Below are 15,043 nucleotides of genomic sequence, written 5' to 3'. Positions count from 1 at the left end.
ATGAAACCGATCATCCGCACGCTGTCGCTTGGGGAATTGACTGATCTCATCGACTGGGCGGCTGACGAGGGCTGGAATCCCGGCCTTGAAGACGCGGCAATGTTCCAGGCAGCGGACCCGGAGGGTTTCATCGGTGCCTTTGTCGGGGACGAAATGGTCGCCGCGATCTCGGCGGTGGCCTACGGACAGGATTTCGGTTTCATCGGCCTCTACATCAGCCGCCCGGACATGCGCGGCAAGGGCAACGGCAAGGCGGTGTGGGCCGCGGGCATGGACAGGCTGGCCGGGCGCACCATCGGCCTCGATGGCGTCGAAGAGCAGCAGGCCAACTACCGCAGCAAGGGGTTCAGGCCGGTCTACGAAACCATTCGCTACAGCGGGCGCCCCGCGGCCCTGCCCGTCGGCGCCGCGCGGTCTCGCATCGTGAGTGCGCAACCGGTGCCCGACATCATCGCCTATGATGCGCTCTGCTTTCCCGCGCCCCGGCGGTCTTTCCTGCAGCGATGGCTGCAGCCGCCACACCATGCCGTGGCGGCGATCACTTCGCGGGGGATGGCCGGCTATGCGGTGGCGCGAGCCTGCCGCAGCGGCTTCAAGATCGGCCCGCTCTTTGCCGACGACGCGCAGACCGCACTCGAACTGTTCGGGGAACTGTCTGGCACGTGTGGTGGCGAATTGAACGTCGATGTGCCGGCCACCCAGGTGGATTTCATCGCTGCGCTCGAGGCGGCCGGTTTCTCACCGACCTTCAGCACCACCCGCATGTACCAAGGCACGCCACCGAAACTCGATGCCAAGAGGGTATTCGGCGTGACGACGCTGGAGCTGGGATAGGCCGGGCGGCGGCTTTCAGGCCGCGGAGCGCCGTCCCGGTGTGCCCGGTGGCTCATGGCCCAGCGGCGTCACCAGCGTCAGGTCGGGATAACCGCTTTCGATCAGCTTGACCGCGGCCCTGGTGACCTCGTCGTCCGGTTCGAGCATCGACAGGAACACCTCAGTGGCCTCGCCGCCCAGACGGCTGATGCCTTGCGCGTCGGCAGGCCCGCATTCGACCACCACCAGATCGTAGGCGGTGGTCAGCGACTGCATGATGATCGGCAGCCGGTCGGCCGCGCGCATGGCGCGGACCGGATCGGCGGTGCCGACGGGAATGACGTGGCAATCGGAATAGAGATCGGCATGGATGACGTCGCTGAACTGCGCCTGCGAGGCGAGCAGATCGGTGATCCCCGGGAAAAGGCCGCTGTCCAGCATCGGCCGCGAAGCAGCACCCGAGGCGGTGAGGTCGAGCAGCAGGACGCGCAGGCCGGCGTCGGACACTTCGCGCGCCACCAGGATCGCCGACGCGGCTGCCTCGTCGCCTTCGGGCGAAACGAATATGGCGCGGGCGGCCCCGCTGGCGATCAGCCTTTCCGCGGCCTTCTCGATGTCGATCTCACCAAGCACCGAGCGCGGCCGCTGTGCTTCCACGACGGGCTCCGCCTCGGCGACCGATTCGGCCTCGGCGACTGGCTCAACCTTGGCGGCAGGCTCAGGCTCGGCAACGGGCCGCGGCTGCATCACCATCTCCGGTTCCGTGACCGCTTCGGGCCATTGCGTCTCGGGGCCACGATCGGCGAACGTGCTAGCGACAGCCGGCTCAAGGAGGGCAGATGGCTCAAGGGCGTCCGGCTGCTGGCGAGCAGTTGCCGGCATGGCCACTTCGTCGATCGGCGCAAAACGGGCGCCTGGAGCCGGGCGCATGGCGCGACCCGAGAAGAGTTCCCGCAACAAGGTGAATATGGCCGCCAGCAGAAGCGAAGCCGCCGCAGCCGCGCCAACGATCGGCCCAACCTTGGGGAAATATGGCTCGGAGGGCACCGAAGCCGGCGAGGCGACACGGGCGTCGACCGGCGCATAGTTGCGGTCCTGACGCGAAGCTGCCTCGCGGTAGTTGGTCAGATAGAGCTCGAGCTGCTGGCGCTTGGCGGCAGCGTCGCGCTGCAGCGCGTCGAGATCGACCTGCTGTTCGCCGGCCTGCGCCGAAGCCGCTTTCAGCTGATTGACGTCGGAGACGAGCTGGCTTTCGCGCGCCTTGGCGGCATCGGCCTGCATCACCAGGCCCTTCATGATCTTCTGGGCTTCGCTGCGGATCTGCGCATCGAGATCGGCGAGCTGTGATTTGGCGGCGCGGACACGCGGATGGTTGTCGAGCATCGTCGTCGACAGGTCGGCGATGGTGGCGCGCAGCTCGGCCTGCCGCTCCCGCAACCGCTGGATCAGGTCGGACGACAGGACTTCCGGCAGTGAATCCAGCGAGCCGCCATTCTGCAGCGCCTTACGCACGTTGTCGGCGGTACCCTCCGCCGCGGCGCGATTGGCCCTCACCCGCGACAATTCGGTCGACAGTTCGGCCAGCTGCTGGGTGGCAAGAGTGGCATTGTTGCCGCCCATCAGCAGGTCGGACTGCGCGCGGTAGGCCGCGACCTTGGCCTCGGCATCCCTGACCTGCTTCGAAAGGTCGGCGATTTCGGGCGCCAGAAAGTCGGCGGCGGCGGTGTTCGATTCGCTCTTGGCCGCGCCCTGCCCCGCAATATAGGCGGCGGCAATGGCATCGGGAATGGCGGCGGCGAGCTTGGGATCCTCTGAGGAGAACTCGATGGCGATGATGCGGGTCTTTTCAACGCCGAAGACGTTGAGCTTCTCGCGCATCTTCTTCAACACGCGTTCATCGGCCGGAACATCCATCGGGTCGTTCTTCAACCCAAGCAGGATCAGCACGCGGCTGAGCGCCGACATGTTGATCGTTTCGTCGAACTCACGCAGCCGCGCCAGACCGAGCTTCTGCGCCACCTGCTTGAGGATTTCGTTGGACGAAATGATCTGGACCTGGGTGGCGACGCCCTGCTCATCCAGGATCGGCTTGTCGCCGTCATTGTTGCTGCCGGCCGGACGGGTGTAGACGGATTCGCGCGGGGCGATTTCCACCTGCGTCTGGGCCTTGTAGTGCTTGGTCGCGAACGAAGCGAACGCAAACGCCAGACCGGTCACCACCAGAACGAAGAGCAATATGCGCAGCCAGTTCCTCGCCAGGCTGGCGAAGAGCTGCCTGAGGTCAACGTCGACATCTGCGGCCGCGGACTGAACGGACATGCATCCCTACTCCGAAACTGGGTCAGGATGCACCGTAAACAACTATGGTAACTCAGCCGTTAAGATCACGGTAATACCCCATTAGGGATTACTGGCAGCGCCCAAGAAAAACGATAAAAACGGCAAAACCCCTGCTTCGTGCAGCGCTATCGGCTGGCTCCTTTACCGGCCATTAACCCTAACAGGATGATAACGAACCCGATCCCAGATGTTTGCTGCGACGCCGCAGCGGCCAGTCGAAGGTACGTATCCGGTCATGAAAAGCACTGCTTCCCTCTTTCACGCTCTGCTTGCCGTATCGATGCTCGCCGGCTGCTCCAGCTACCGTCCGACGCCGGCTGCCTTCCACGAGGTCCTCGACCAACCTTACCGTCTCGGCGCCGGCGACCGCATCCGCGTCACCGTGTTCGAGCAGGAAGGCCTGACCAACACGTACAGTGTCGACCAGTCCGGCTACCTCTCCTTCCCGCTCGTCGGCGCCATTCCGGCGCGTGGCCACACCGCGCAGCAGATGGAAAAGGAAATCGCCGACAAACTGCGGCAGGGCTATCTGCGCGACCCCGACGTCTCGGTCGAGATCGATCGCTACCGGCCGATCTTCGTCATGGGCGAAGTGGGCGCTGCCGGCCAGTATTCCTACGTGCCTGGCCTGACCGTGCAGAAGGCCATCGCCATTGCCGGCGGCTTCTCGCCACGCGCCAACCAAGAAAGCGTCGACATCACCCGCGACATCAACGGCAAGGTGATGACCGGCCGTGTGGTGACATCCGATCCGCTGCTGCCCGGAGATACCGTCTACGTCCGCGAACGCCTGTTCTGACAGACACCACGTGGCGGACAAGCTCAGGATCGTCCACTGCTTTCGCTCACCGGTCGGAGGAATTTTCCGGCATGTGCGCGACCTGACCGAAGCGCAGGTCGCCGCAGGCCATGTGGTCGGCATCGTCTGCGATTCGACCACTGGCGGCGAGTTCGAGGAACGCCTGTTCGAGCAGATGAAGGACATGCTGGCGCTCGGCATCCATCGCACGCCGATGCAGCGCCATGTCGGCCCGGGCGATCTCGCCTCTGCCCGGCGCACCTACGGGATCATCAAGGAATTGCGGCCGGACGTGTTGCATGGGCACGGTGCCAAGGGTGGCGCCTATGCCCGTCTGTTCGGCTCATTGTTGCGGGTATCAAGGTCTCGCGTAGCCCGCCTTTATTCGCCGCATGGCGGCTCCCTCCACTATGACGAAACGACAGCCACGGGGAAGCTGTTCTTTGCGCTGGAGCGCTCCATGGCGCGCTTCACCGATTGCCTGCTGTTCGTCTCGGACTACGAGCGGCGAACCTACCGCAGGAAGGTGGGCGAGCCGCCGATCCCGAACATGCTGGTCTATAACGGACTGCGCGCAGCCGAATTCGAACCGGTGCTCATCGCACCCGACGCGGCGGATCTGCTCTATATCGGCATGATGCGGGACCTGAAGGGGCCCGACATCTTCATCGATGCCCTGGCGGCCGCCGGTCCCAGGCTCGGCCGTGCGCTGAGCGCGGTGATGGTCGGCGACGGCGACGACCTGCCGCGCTACCACGCGCAGGTGCAGCGCCTGGGACTGCAAGGCCATGTCCGCTTCCTGTCGCCGATGCCGGCCAGGGAGGCCTTCGCTCTTGCCGGGCTGGTGGTCGTTCCCTCCCGTGCGGAAGCCATGCCCTATATCGTGCTGGAGACACTTGCCGCGGCAAGACCAATGATCGCCACCTCCGTGGGCGGCATACCGGAGATCTTCGGTTCCGGCTCCCCTGCCCTGATCCGCCCCGATGCGGCCGAACTCGCTGACAAGATGAGCGAGGCACTGGCCGACCTTGCCGCTTATGGCGCCCTGATGCCCGATGGCGCCGGCCTCAGGGCGCGCTTCGGCGCCGACGTCATGGCCGCTGAAATCGAGAAGGCCTATTTTGCCGCGCTCGGCAGGTAACGTCCGGGCCTTTCCAAAGCCACACGTTGTTTCAAGGGTTTCTTAGCTCTCTTTTGCTAATCACCCTGGGGAAGCTTGCGGACTGTTCCATGAATGAGATCGACCCCGCGCACCGCTTTTCACCCGAAGCGGTGCGTAAATTCGACGGCCCGACCGATGGCGATGCGCCCGGCGGCATGAACGACGTCGCCCGGCAGGTCGCGTCGCAGTACCGGCGCGATACGATGTCGCCGATCATGGTCAGCGGCGTCCTGCGCATGGTCGAATTCGGAGTGCTGTTCCTTTCGGGGCTCTGCGTCTATTTCTACTTTGTCGGTTTCTTCAACTATCTCGCCTGGCAATATCCTGTGACGATCGCCGCCGCGTCGTTCCTCGCCGTGGTGCTCCTCGATGTCACCGACTGCTACCAGGTGGTTTCGCTGATGCGGCCGATCGCCAATTTCGGCCGCATCCTGCTGGTCTGGGCCGGCGCCTTCGCGCTGATGGCGTTGACAGCCTTCGTCATGAAGATGTCGCAAGACTATTCGCGGCTTTTGTTCGGCACCTGGTTCGTCGTCGGCTTCGTCCTGCTCTTCGGCCTCAGGCTGGTGATGTCGAGACTGATCCGGCGCTGGGCGCGCGATGGCCGCATGGAGCGGCGCGCCGTCATCGTCGGCGGCGGCAAGGCGGCGGAAATCCTGATCCGCTCGGTCGAAAAGCAGCCTTACAACGACATCCGCATCTGCGGCATCTTCGATGACCGTTCCGACAAGCGCTCGCCGCCGATCGTCGCCGGCTATCCCAAGCTCGGCACCATTTCGGAACTGATCGAGTTCGCCCGCATCGCCCGTATCGACATGCTGATCGTGTCGCTGCCGCTGACCGCCGAAACGCGCGTGCTGCAGCTGTTGAAGAAGCTGTGGGTGCTGCCCGTCGACATCCGGCTTTCGGCGCATTCCAACGCGCTGCAGTTCCGTCCGCGCGCCTATTCCTTCATCGGCTCGGTGCCGATGCTCGACATCTTCGACAAGCCGATCAACGACTGGGATTCGGTCGCCAAGCGCACCTTCGACATCGTTTTCTCGCTGATCGGCATCATCGTCTTCTCGCCGGTGATGCTGGCGACCGCCATCGCCATCAAGCTCGACAGCAAGGGACCGGTGCTGTTCAAGCAGAAGCGCCACGGCTTCAACAACGAGATCATCGAGGTCTACAAGTTCCGCTCGATGTACACGGACCGGTCGGACCCGACCGCCAAGCAGACTGTGACCAAGAACGATCCGCGCGTCACCCGCGTCGGCCGCTTCATCCGCAAGACCTCGATCGACGAACTGCCGCAGTTCGTCAATTCCCTGCTGGGCTCCCTGTCGCTGATCGGTCCGCGCCCGCATGCCATCGCCGCGCAATCGCACAACCTGCTCTACAACGAGGTGGTCGACGGCTATTTCGCTCGCCACAAGGTCAAGCCCGGCGTTACCGGCTGGGCGCAGATCAACGGCTGGCGCGGCGAGATGGACACCAATGAGAAGATCCGCATGCGGACGGAGTACGATCTCTACTACATCGAGAACTGGTCGCTGCTGTTCGATCTCAGGATCCTGTTCCTGACGCCGATCCGATTGCTCAACACGGAAAACGCCTATTGAGCGCGATTTCCCATGAGCTGCCTCAGGCCGCGGTCAACGCCAAGCTGATCGCCCTGATTTCTTCCAGTGCGGTGGTGGTCGGCATCCTTCTGTCCGGCTTCGTCATCAGCGAGCCGGCGCCTTACGAAATCTACATGGCCGGACTGATCGCCATCTGGGCGCTCTTCGGCCTGCGGATTTCGCGTGCGGCCATGCCGCTGCTGGTGCTGCTGGTGACGATGAACATCGGCGGCATGATCTCCATGACGCAGATGGCGGACCTCGCCTTCACGCCGCTCTATCTATCCGTATCGCTGTTTCTGGCCTTCAGCGCGGTGTTCTTCGCCTCAGTGACGGCCACGCAGCCAAGCCTCTACCGGCTGATCTTCAATGCCTATGTCGTCTCGGCGGTGGCGACCTCGCTGCTTGGCATAGCAGGCTATTTCCATGCCTTCCCCGGCGCCGAGATGTTCACCAAATACGACCGTGCCGCAGGCGCCTTCCAGGACCCGAACGTTTTCGGGCCGTTCCTGGTGCTGCCCGGCACCTATCTGCTCTATCTGATCCTGACAGGTTCGATCGCGCGCATGCCGTTGCTGGCGGTGCCGCTGCTGATCATCACATTGGGCATCTTCTTCTCCTTCTCGCGCGGCGCCTGGGGCATGTTCGCCGTATCGGCGGTCCTGCTCACCGGCTGCCTGTTCCTGCAGAGCGCCAGCGGCAAGTTCCGGCTGCGCGTGGTGATCATGACCATCGCCGCGCTGTCACTGCTGACGATCGCCATCATCGTCATCCTGCAACTGCCCGGCGTGTCGGAGATGTTTTCCAGCCGCGCGCATCTCGAACAGAGCTATGACACCGCCCGCCTCGGCCGCTTCGCCCGCTACGGAATCGGCTTCCAGATGGCGATGGAGCGTCCGTTCGGCATCGGGCCGCTGGTCTTCGGCAAGATGTTCGGCGAGGACACGCACGACATCTGGCTGAAAATGCTGATGGACTATGGCTGGCTCGGCTTCGTGTCGTTCCTGACGCTGGTCGTCTGGACCATGGTGGCCGGGTTCCGCATCCTGCTGCGCGACCGGCCGTGGCAGCCCTATCTGTTGTGCGCGTATGTCGCCTTCATCGGCAATATCGGCCTCGGCACCTTCATCGACATCGACCACTGGCGCCATATGTATCTGCTGCTCGGGCTGGTGTGGGGTGCCATCGCGCTCGAATACCGCCATCAGCTGTTGTTGCGGCCGGCATTTTTGGGCGCACCGGCGATCGCATCCACACCGGTACGATAAACGCCGAATTTCGGTTGACCCGGGCGGGGTTATCACGATACATCGCGACCGGTCCGGAGTGTAGCGCAGCCCGGTAGCGCACTTGACTGGGGGTCAAGGGGTCGTCGGTTCGAATCCGGCCACTCCGACCATTAATAAAAACAAGGACTTGCCCCCACGAGTCCGCCTCAAGCTTTCATTGTATTTTTGTTCCAGGGTAACGCCAGGGATAACTCCCGGCCCGGGAGGCGAGTCAGCACGCTGCTGCAACAAATGTGAGACTGTGAAAAGCCCGCCACCGGCGCAGCGGGACCCGGAAGCGATTCTCGGGATGAATGGTGGTCCGAACAGCGTTTGTACTTCATGCCGGGCGCTCGCAACCCGAGCGCCCTCCTGAAACGCATGCTCTAGGAGGAAACCATGAAACGTCTTCTCGCGCTGATGGCGGCTGGCTTGTTCGCAGCATCCGCCGGCACGGCCTTGGCCGGCAATGTCCACACCGTAACAGGCGCGCCGGGTCAGCCCAGCCAAACGATCGGAACCGCCGACACAGGAAACGCCACGCCTGGCCATGCCAGTTCCGCTCCAGGCTCAGCCTTCAACCCGGGTGGCGTTGCTGACGGAAAATACGCAGGCACCCAGCCGCAGAATTCAAACAATCCAAAGAGCGTTTCTCAATACGACGTGGCCGGATTCCAGCAGTCCCACAACCATTAAAAGTGACGGCCCGCCACCGTGAGGCAGCGGGCTCGCTCGCGCATATTATCCTAAGCCAGATAGGTTTGTGGTCAAATCGACACCAGCAGTCGTCATTACGGCAAGTGCGCGGGTTGCCGGGCTCGGCATGGTGTCCCATGTGGGACCTTGGACTTGCAAAAAAGCCGCCGATGTCGGCAAAGCTATGCTGTCTAACGTTGGCTCGGGACAGACGGCCTATGAAAAGGCAATCGCTAGTGTCGACCGCGACATCGAATTTGTTGATTGTCGGGTAAGTCAGACGTCACCGTAGGGCACGATGAGGCGCGCATGTTTGGCCCTCAGATTTGCCCGCGTCGATCCACAGCGTACTTTGTAATTTGGTTCCGAAACTGACACGAACTTCGCCCAGTAGGGTTGGTAGGCTTCATTGAACCCGGTGTAGACGGATTCACCTGCCAGACGCCGCTGGCCGGTCTGTGTAATCCAGGCTGCATATTGCCTGGACGCCTGCTCGATATCATTTATCGCCGGCAAAAAGTCTGGAAAATAGAGCGCCGAGATCACTAACGCTTTTGGCAAAGGCTCCGGCCCCAGGTCCTTGCGGACTCAGGTCCGGCTTGCATACTTCACCTTGCCCCACTGTCTGCATTGAGGACACAAGGGACGGAGATAGGCCAACTTGTCGCCCGGAATATTCCCGGAACTGGTGATAGTCAGGCTACCGCCGTTGAACCCCTCCAAGCTGTAAGATTCCCAAGTGCCGCTGAGGGGCTGATCGTCTTCTCGCAGTTTCAAATACCCGGTGCGACCGCATTCGCAAATGAGCTTTTCTCGCAATACAGTTGAGAGCACTTAGGCGTTCCCCGCACTGCCTAAAAAACTAGGAGAATATTAGCAACTGCGCAACTGCGACTGAAGTCCCGTACACGCCCCTCTTGATGAAGCTGGCGAGGCTTTTGTTGGGCTAGCCAACCGCGGGATTCCGCTTTAGCCGTGCGCACGAAAATCGTCCAACGGTAGATTGAAGGCGTCCGGAGCAGCAGTCATAAGCCTGTAGGACTAAAGTCTTGGACGCTGACAGCGTAGGTCTGACGTTACCGCTTTAGTTCCGCGAATGCCCTTTGGACGTTCCATTACTTTAGCCAAACGTGATATCGGCCATTCAGTACCGTGCACACTTTGGTGGCGCTACTGGCTTCCTTCATTCGCAGGGTTTATTCGGACTAGCGGATCGCTATAGCTGCCTTAGCTGGCAGCCGGCATGTTTCCGAGCACCGGCGAGGCCCGGTTTCCTTCGTGCAGCGCACCCGGAGGATGCCGGGCCGATTGTGATCCGAATCGCTAGGCGGAACCGCCGCCAAACCAGCGAATGAACTCGACTTCCTTCCCGGTGACTTCTCGCACGGCCTTCAACAGCGCATCATGCAGGACACGCGTTGTTCGGTAGTGGTCGCAGTGTGGCGATATGAGCGGCTTCACGATGCTCTTGTGCAGCGCTTCCACTGCTACCAGGAAGCGTTCGATTTCAGCCTGCGATAACTGCTTGGAAGGTTTAGTCCTGGCCATTGGCGATCTCCGTTTTGAGGGGTTCGCCGCAACAGTGAGGACTATATTCCTGCCCTTCCCTCGCTTGCCACCAGCTACAGGTTGTGTAGCGAATTTACGGATTCTTGAGCACGTTGGCGCATCGTAATAAGCGGACATGCTGAGTAGTTCGTACATGGCTAAGGCCCCGGCAATTCACCCTGCGCCGGGGCCTTTTTGCATGCCGCGCGTGCTCATGCCGCGATAGCTGCGCATGCATAATAAGTGCCGCTCGAGGAAGCCGATCATCAGGATAACGATGTGGTGATCATTTCGCGCAACCCGCTGCAGGTAAGCTGCTGCTGATCACCGACGAGATACAACTCCATCTCGAGGAGGACAGCGCCGAGGCTCTGATGAGCGCCCTGAGTGCCTTTCTAATGGAAGGCGCGGTCGGTCCTCTGTAGCGACCAGCCAGCGCGCGCTCCTCCGCAGCAAACCGGTAGCGCAACTCACCAGACGTGATCGATTTCGAGGTCTACGATGCCTTCCTTCCAAGGGGTCTAATCGCGGCCTGGACGCTCTGTCAGTTCGCTATCGCGCACGTCGCGCTTCATCGTTTGGGATGCGGCGGACATTGCATAGGTCGTGACTTATAGGAAAGGCCGCTTAGCCGGCACCGATCAGGTAGACCAACGCGCTCACAACTGCGGCGATTGACGCTCCAGCGATGAACATGAGGCGGCGCTGACGTTTGCGACGATTGACTGGCCTCTTCGTGTCCGCAGCAGTGTAGGCGCTGTAAATGCGCTTTCCGTCCTCTCCGAACCGATCGCTATTCGGGTAAGCCTTCTTCGGCTTCGGCCGTGGGCGAAGAAAGCTCACCTGATTTCTCCACAGAACCAACTCGCATCTTATTAGCACATGCTTGTGTGTCCCTGAAGGCGGGTAGCGCCAGGGATTGACGAGGCGCATGACAGTTCCTTGCCGCCCCTCACGAGCAGGTTGGATAACGGGGTATATCGATAGCCATAGACCACGGTCCTCTTGCCGTCTCTAATGATCCTCGACGGGGTGGCTTTGGGGGCAGATATGCCGGCAACTCCGGGGTTCGAAGTCAACAAAAGGGGTGTTTACATGCGTAATATGATGAAACAGTTTCGCGACGACGAAAACGGCGCCGCGATGGTGGAATACTCGATCCTCATCGGCATCGTCGCTGCTGCATCGATCGTTGCCGTGATTGCTATTGGCGGCTGGTCGGTAGCCAGTTCACCGGGCTCTGCACGAAGCTGAACACCAAGGGCATTTCCGCAACAGGCACTGCCGGCGGGACTTGCTAGGCTTTCGATAGTGGGCCGGCTTCCTTTCTTGGAGGTTAGCGACCATCACTGGCTGTCGGCCTAGAAAGGGCCGGCGCGCCGGCCCTTTTTCCGTCAGGGCCTCGGTAAGGCCGCAGATCGGCACCGTGAAGCCGGCATCTGAAGCGTAGCGCGCCACGCCCTTCCCGCAGAGGGGGCTACAAAATCTCTAGCTACATTATAGCCAGCCTCAGGCGGTTCCGCCCAATAGGGCCATCGCTGCCATTCCCTAAATTGCCGACACTTCCATTAGCAATCCCTCAACTAAGTGAGCCGACCATGTTCCTTGTTGGGTGGCTAGTGGGTGTTGCGATGCAAAGCGACTTTGCAGCGGCGCGCGAGCTGTTGGAATGCGCACAAAACCGCCTGTGCGGAGAGGATGAAACAAGCCAAAAGATCCGCGCCAGGCTCGATGTGATGATCGAAGAAATAGCGGCCGCGGAATTTCAGAAGTCGCCGCTGACGATCGTACCTTTTCCGAGAAGTCGGCCGCCGAGGTAGCGCAACAAACGGCCCGCCCAAGCGGGCCCTTGTCCATGTGATGTGGAGCGGTCAGGCCGACGCCAGCGGCTGACCCATAGTCATCACGTCGCGCTCCGAGCAACCCTCCAAGCGCCGGACGCCATCCCGACGGCGAAGTCGACATCATCGAAAACAAGGGGTCGCGAGATCAGCCCGCTGCCGGACTTGGGGGGAGCAGCGGGCTGTTGGGTGTGGGAACCCATGGGGCAGCGGGACCTGAATGAAACGCTGCCCGGCCGGATTATATTAGAAAACACTCATGCGCACTACTTACAGATTTGTAAAGGGCTGCGAGGCGCTCAGGTTTGCCCCTTCTCCGGCTTCGGCGTGATCTCCTCGACCCGCACTTTGTCGCCGATCTCCCTGGCCGTATCGAGCGCCTTCTGCTTGTTCTTGGTGGTCAGCACGGTCCGCCAGTGCGGCTTCTCGAAGACGCTGACAACATAGGTGGTTGCAGGCTTGTCGGTCATCGCTCGACCCATGCGCTCGTTCATTCGCATGTTGCGACAATATTAGCATGAGCGCATGCATTCCAGCCAGCCGGCGCCGCCCGTCCTCAAGGCCCTGTCCGGTCAGGCCCAGCGGCCGCCGCTGCCAGTCCCCTCTCGCAACAAGCTGCTGGGCCGCCGTCCTGTTGGGCTGCTCAACCGCGGACGGCCCCGCCCGGTCCTGTCCCATTTCCGTCGAAAGAACGGCGCATCGTCGTCGGGTGATGTCCTTGACCCGTCTTCAGCAGCACTTCGTGCGTTCGACGTCTCGATCTCGTGCTCCCTGGCAGCGTCCTGGCCGTCTGCCTGAGCCGGTCTGGTCCATGGCCACTCCGACCATTTCGAAGCAGGACTCGCCCCCGAAGTCCGCCTTGGCCAAATCGGCCAATTTTCGAATGCCTTGCGGATTTCAGCTCGAATTGGATCCGGCATTCACCCCTGGCACACGTCCACCCACTCAGAACCGACAAGATCCGTCATGCGCTGCGGCGCGATCCGCACCGCCGCGTTGGTGGCGCCCGCGGCGGGGACAACCTGGTCGAATTCGCGCAGCGAGACGTCGCAGTAGACCGGCAGCGGCGACGGCAGGCCGAACGGGCAGACACCGCCGACCGGATGGCTCGTGGCGGCGACGACTTCGTCGGCGTCCAGCATACGCGGCTTGCCGCCGAACCGGTCCTTGAACTTGCGGTTGTCCAGCCTGGCGATGCCGCTGGTCACGACCAGCATGGTGCGCTCGCCGACGCGCAGGCAGATGGTCTTGGCGATCTGCGCCGGAAGCACGCCATGCGCTTCAGCCGCCAGCGTCACCGTCGCCGAACTCGCCTGCGTGACGATGACCTCGATGTCGGGTGCATGAGCGGCGAAAAAGGCACGAACGGTTTCCAGGCTCATATCGAAAAAACCACGGTTCAACCTCGATACACGGCAGGCGCGATTGGCACGGATTTGGATGCCGCAGGTATAAGCACGCGCGATCTGTAAATCGGCAAGCCCGGCCCGCTGGAGAACACCGTCACATCAACAAGAAACCCGCCAGGCGGGCCTCGGCGGGTTCTTTTGCATGCCTCGTGCAGGTCTATGCCAGCGGTCTGCCTTGTGCGGCTGTCGCCGGCGCGGCGGAAGCGATAAGGGCGTCCTGGGACATGCGAAGCGCGGACGCAATACGGCGCAGCTTCGACGGATCGGCCGCCCGGCCGTTCTCTATGTCCTCGATCTCGCCGACCGAGAGGCCGCAGGTCAGGGAAAGCTCTTCCACACTGTATCCGCGGGATTCCCGCATGGCCCTGAGGGTGGTGTAATTCGGCCCGATCTCACTGGCTAACGGTTCGGAGAGGGCATGGCTTTTTGCATTGTTGGGCATTGGCAACTCCGGTGGCTGAAAGAGTTTGATCAAAATGGAGTGTTGCCTGAGACGAGCAGGAACATGCCCGCTCGCCAGCAATTTGCCAAGGGCCAAACAGGCCGTCACGCTATCGTGAACCGCCCCCCGCGAGCAGGTGCACGCACATAGCGCCATCAAGTTCTTTTGAACGGCCCGGCACCTTTTTGCCCAGAGATTTAGGCCCACCTGTTCGTTGTTCTGATGCGCCGCGTGAAACCATCCGGTTCCAGCCGGCCCGTCCCCAGAAGGATCTCCGAAATGAACTTCAAGACGTCCCTCCTCGTGCTCGGTACGATTTCCAGCCTTTTCATCGCCGGAGCGGCGACCGCCCAGGCGGCGGACACGCTGCGCGTGCGCGGCACGGTGGTCAGTTTCGAGCCGTCGCTGCTCACCGTCAAAACCCGACAAGGCGACACCTCCGCGGTCAAGCTCAACACCGGCTGGAAGATCTCCGGCGTCGCCAGCGCCTCGCAAGAGGACATCAAGCAAGGCGATTTCCTCGGCATTGCTTCCGTTTCGAAGGCGGATGGCGGCAGCGGCGCGCTGGAGGTGGTGATTTTCCCAGCCGCCCTGAAAGGCACTGGCGAAGGCGACCGCCCCTGGGACCTGCAGCCGAACAGCCGCATGACCAACGGCACGGTGGCCGACGTGACCGACATAAGCGGGCGCGCCGTGACCCTGACCTACGACAATGGGCAGACCAAGAAGATCTCGATCCCCGACAGCACGCCCGTCGTGACCTTCGCCTCGGCCACGCCGGCCGATCTCAAGCCGGGCGCGACGGTCTTCGTCACTGCCCAGCGCGAGGCAGACGGGACGCTGAGCTCCAGCCGCGTCGTGGTGGGTAACAATGGCGTGATCCCGCCGATGTAGCCAAAATTGGCGGCCAGAGCCGGCTTTTCGGCCCTCACAATAAAGTGTCGGGAAGCCGGTTCCCAGAAACACGCCGGAAACAAAATTCTACAATCGGGAAATACTGACGATAAAAATCAGGAGCGTAATTCCACTCACGGCGATCGGGCCATCGACCCGATTTTAAGATCCGCCGGCGAAAGAAGGAAACGATCCATGAAGAAGTCCCTCCTCTCGGCCCTCGGGCT

The 15,043-nt window shown here is 61.9% G+C and carries 13 protein-coding genes and 1 tRNA gene; 9 read left to right on the top strand and 5 right to left on the bottom strand.

Features of this window, described 5'->3' with window-relative positions:
• Positions 1-834, top strand: a complete 834-nt coding sequence (locus tag QQK95_RS32765) for a GNAT family N-acetyltransferase (RefSeq protein ID WP_284278701.1) — start codon at positions 1-3, stop codon at positions 832-834.
• 15 nt (positions 835-849) lie between these two features.
• Here the strand turns inward: QQK95_RS32765 and QQK95_RS32760 are convergent, their stop codons facing one another.
• Positions 850-3,132: a GumC family protein gene (locus tag QQK95_RS32760; protein WP_284278700.1), complete on the bottom strand. Its 2,283-nt coding sequence runs from the start codon at positions 3,130-3,132 to the stop codon at positions 850-852.
• Between the two features lie 256 nt (positions 3,133-3,388).
• On the opposite strand from QQK95_RS32760, the gene QQK95_RS32755 reads away from it, so the two are divergent.
• From QQK95_RS32755 to QQK95_RS32730, 6 genes are all read left to right on the top strand, one after another.
• Positions 3,389-3,952 carry a polysaccharide biosynthesis/export family protein gene (locus tag QQK95_RS32755; RefSeq protein WP_202354753.1) on the top strand — a complete coding sequence of 188 codons (564 nt, stop codon included), beginning with the start codon at positions 3,389-3,391 and terminating at the stop codon, positions 3,950-3,952.
• Between the two features lie 10 nt (positions 3,953-3,962).
• Entirely contained in the window at positions 3,963-5,093 is a 1,131-nt protein-coding gene (locus QQK95_RS32750; protein WP_284278697.1) for a glycosyltransferase family 4 protein, read from the top strand.
• A gap of 89 nt (positions 5,094-5,182) precedes the next feature.
• A complete protein-coding gene (locus QQK95_RS32745; protein WP_284278695.1) occupies positions 5,183-6,718 on the top strand; it encodes an undecaprenyl-phosphate glucose phosphotransferase in 1,536 nt (511 codons plus the stop codon).
• Complete coding sequence (locus QQK95_RS32740) at positions 6,715-7,986, top strand: O-antigen ligase family protein (RefSeq protein ID WP_284278694.1); 1,272 nt, start codon at positions 6,715-6,717, stop codon at positions 7,984-7,986. Before QQK95_RS32745 ends, QQK95_RS32740 begins: the two co-directional genes overlap by 4 nt.
• Positions 7,987-8,040: 54 nt before the next feature.
• Positions 8,041-8,117 (top strand) — tRNA-Pro (locus tag QQK95_RS32735).
• Positions 8,118-8,385: 268 nt separating this feature from the next.
• Positions 8,386-8,682 carry an adenylate cyclase gene (locus tag QQK95_RS32730; protein WP_284278693.1) on the top strand — a complete coding sequence of 99 codons (297 nt, stop codon included), beginning with the start codon at positions 8,386-8,388 and terminating at the stop codon, positions 8,680-8,682.
• A 1,323-nt stretch (positions 8,683-10,005) separates the two neighbouring features.
• Here QQK95_RS32730 and QQK95_RS32725 read toward each other — a convergent pair.
• Positions 10,006-10,230 carry a hypothetical protein gene (locus QQK95_RS32725; RefSeq protein ID WP_284278691.1) on the bottom strand — a complete coding sequence of 75 codons (225 nt, stop codon included), beginning with the start codon at positions 10,228-10,230 and terminating at the stop codon, positions 10,006-10,008.
• A gap of 1,095 nt (positions 10,231-11,325) precedes the next feature.
• On the opposite strand from QQK95_RS32725, the gene QQK95_RS32720 reads away from it, so the two are divergent.
• Entirely contained in the window at positions 11,326-11,484 is a 159-nt protein-coding gene (locus QQK95_RS32720) for a Flp family type IVb pilin (protein ID WP_284278689.1), read from the top strand.
• Between the two features lie 886 nt (positions 11,485-12,370).
• Here the strand turns inward: QQK95_RS32720 and QQK95_RS32715 are convergent.
• The 3 genes from QQK95_RS32715 to QQK95_RS32705 all read right to left on the bottom strand — a co-directional run bounded on the left by QQK95_RS32715 (position 12,371) and on the right by QQK95_RS32705 (position 13,922).
• Complete coding sequence (locus QQK95_RS32715; RefSeq protein ID WP_284278688.1) at positions 12,371-12,541, bottom strand: hypothetical protein; 171 nt, start codon at positions 12,539-12,541, stop codon at positions 12,371-12,373.
• 450 nt (positions 12,542-12,991) lie between these two features.
• On the bottom strand, positions 12,992-13,453 hold the full coding sequence (locus tag QQK95_RS32710) for a YbaK/EbsC family protein (RefSeq protein ID WP_284278686.1): 462 nt from the start codon (positions 13,451-13,453) through the stop codon (positions 12,992-12,994).
• 184 nt (positions 13,454-13,637) lie between these two features.
• Positions 13,638-13,922, bottom strand: a complete 285-nt coding sequence (locus QQK95_RS32705) for a helix-turn-helix domain-containing protein (protein ID WP_284278685.1) — start codon at positions 13,920-13,922, stop codon at positions 13,638-13,640.
• Positions 13,923-14,201: 279 nt separating this feature from the next.
• Between QQK95_RS32705 and QQK95_RS32700 the strand changes: the two genes are divergently transcribed.
• Complete coding sequence (locus QQK95_RS32700) at positions 14,202-14,816, top strand: hypothetical protein (RefSeq protein ID WP_284278684.1); 615 nt, start codon at positions 14,202-14,204, stop codon at positions 14,814-14,816.
• Positions 14,817-15,043: the final 227 nt, after the last annotated feature.

Source organism: Mesorhizobium huakuii (genome assembly GCF_030160235.1).
In the GTDB taxonomy this organism is placed as follows: domain Bacteria; phylum Pseudomonadota; class Alphaproteobacteria; order Rhizobiales; family Rhizobiaceae; genus Mesorhizobium; species Mesorhizobium huakuii.
The sequence above is the reverse complement of the archived record's forward strand: the minus strand, read 5'-3'. Positions and strand labels throughout refer to the sequence as shown.

Coding starts and splice junctions, on each gene's coding strand:
- QQK95_RS32765 (WP_284278701.1), top strand. CDS start 1: ATGAAACCGATCATCCGCACGCTGTCGCTTGGGGAATTGACTGATCTC.
- QQK95_RS32760 (WP_284278700.1), bottom strand. CDS start 3,132: ATGTCCGTTCAGTCCGCGGCCGCAGATGTCGACGTTGACCTCAGGCAG.
- QQK95_RS32755 (WP_202354753.1), top strand. CDS start 3,389: ATGAAAAGCACTGCTTCCCTCTTTCACGCTCTGCTTGCCGTATCGATG.
- QQK95_RS32745 (WP_284278695.1), top strand. CDS start 5,183: ATGAATGAGATCGACCCCGCGCACCGCTTTTCACCCGAAGCGGTGCGT.
- QQK95_RS32730 (WP_284278693.1), top strand. CDS start 8,386: ATGAAACGTCTTCTCGCGCTGATGGCGGCTGGCTTGTTCGCAGCATCC.
- QQK95_RS32725 (WP_284278691.1), bottom strand. CDS start 10,230: ATGGCCAGGACTAAACCTTCCAAGCAGTTATCGCAGGCTGAAATCGAA.
- QQK95_RS32720 (WP_284278689.1), top strand. CDS start 11,326: ATGCGTAATATGATGAAACAGTTTCGCGACGACGAAAACGGCGCCGCG.
- QQK95_RS32715 (WP_284278688.1), bottom strand. CDS start 12,541: ATGACCGACAAGCCTGCAACCACCTATGTTGTCAGCGTCTTCGAGAAG.
- QQK95_RS32710 (WP_284278686.1), bottom strand. CDS start 13,453: ATGAGCCTGGAAACCGTTCGTGCCTTTTTCGCCGCTCATGCACCCGAC.
- QQK95_RS32705 (WP_284278685.1), bottom strand. CDS start 13,922: ATGCCCAACAATGCAAAAAGCCATGCCCTCTCCGAACCGTTAGCCAGT.
- QQK95_RS32700 (WP_284278684.1), top strand. CDS start 14,202: ATGAACTTCAAGACGTCCCTCCTCGTGCTCGGTACGATTTCCAGCCTT.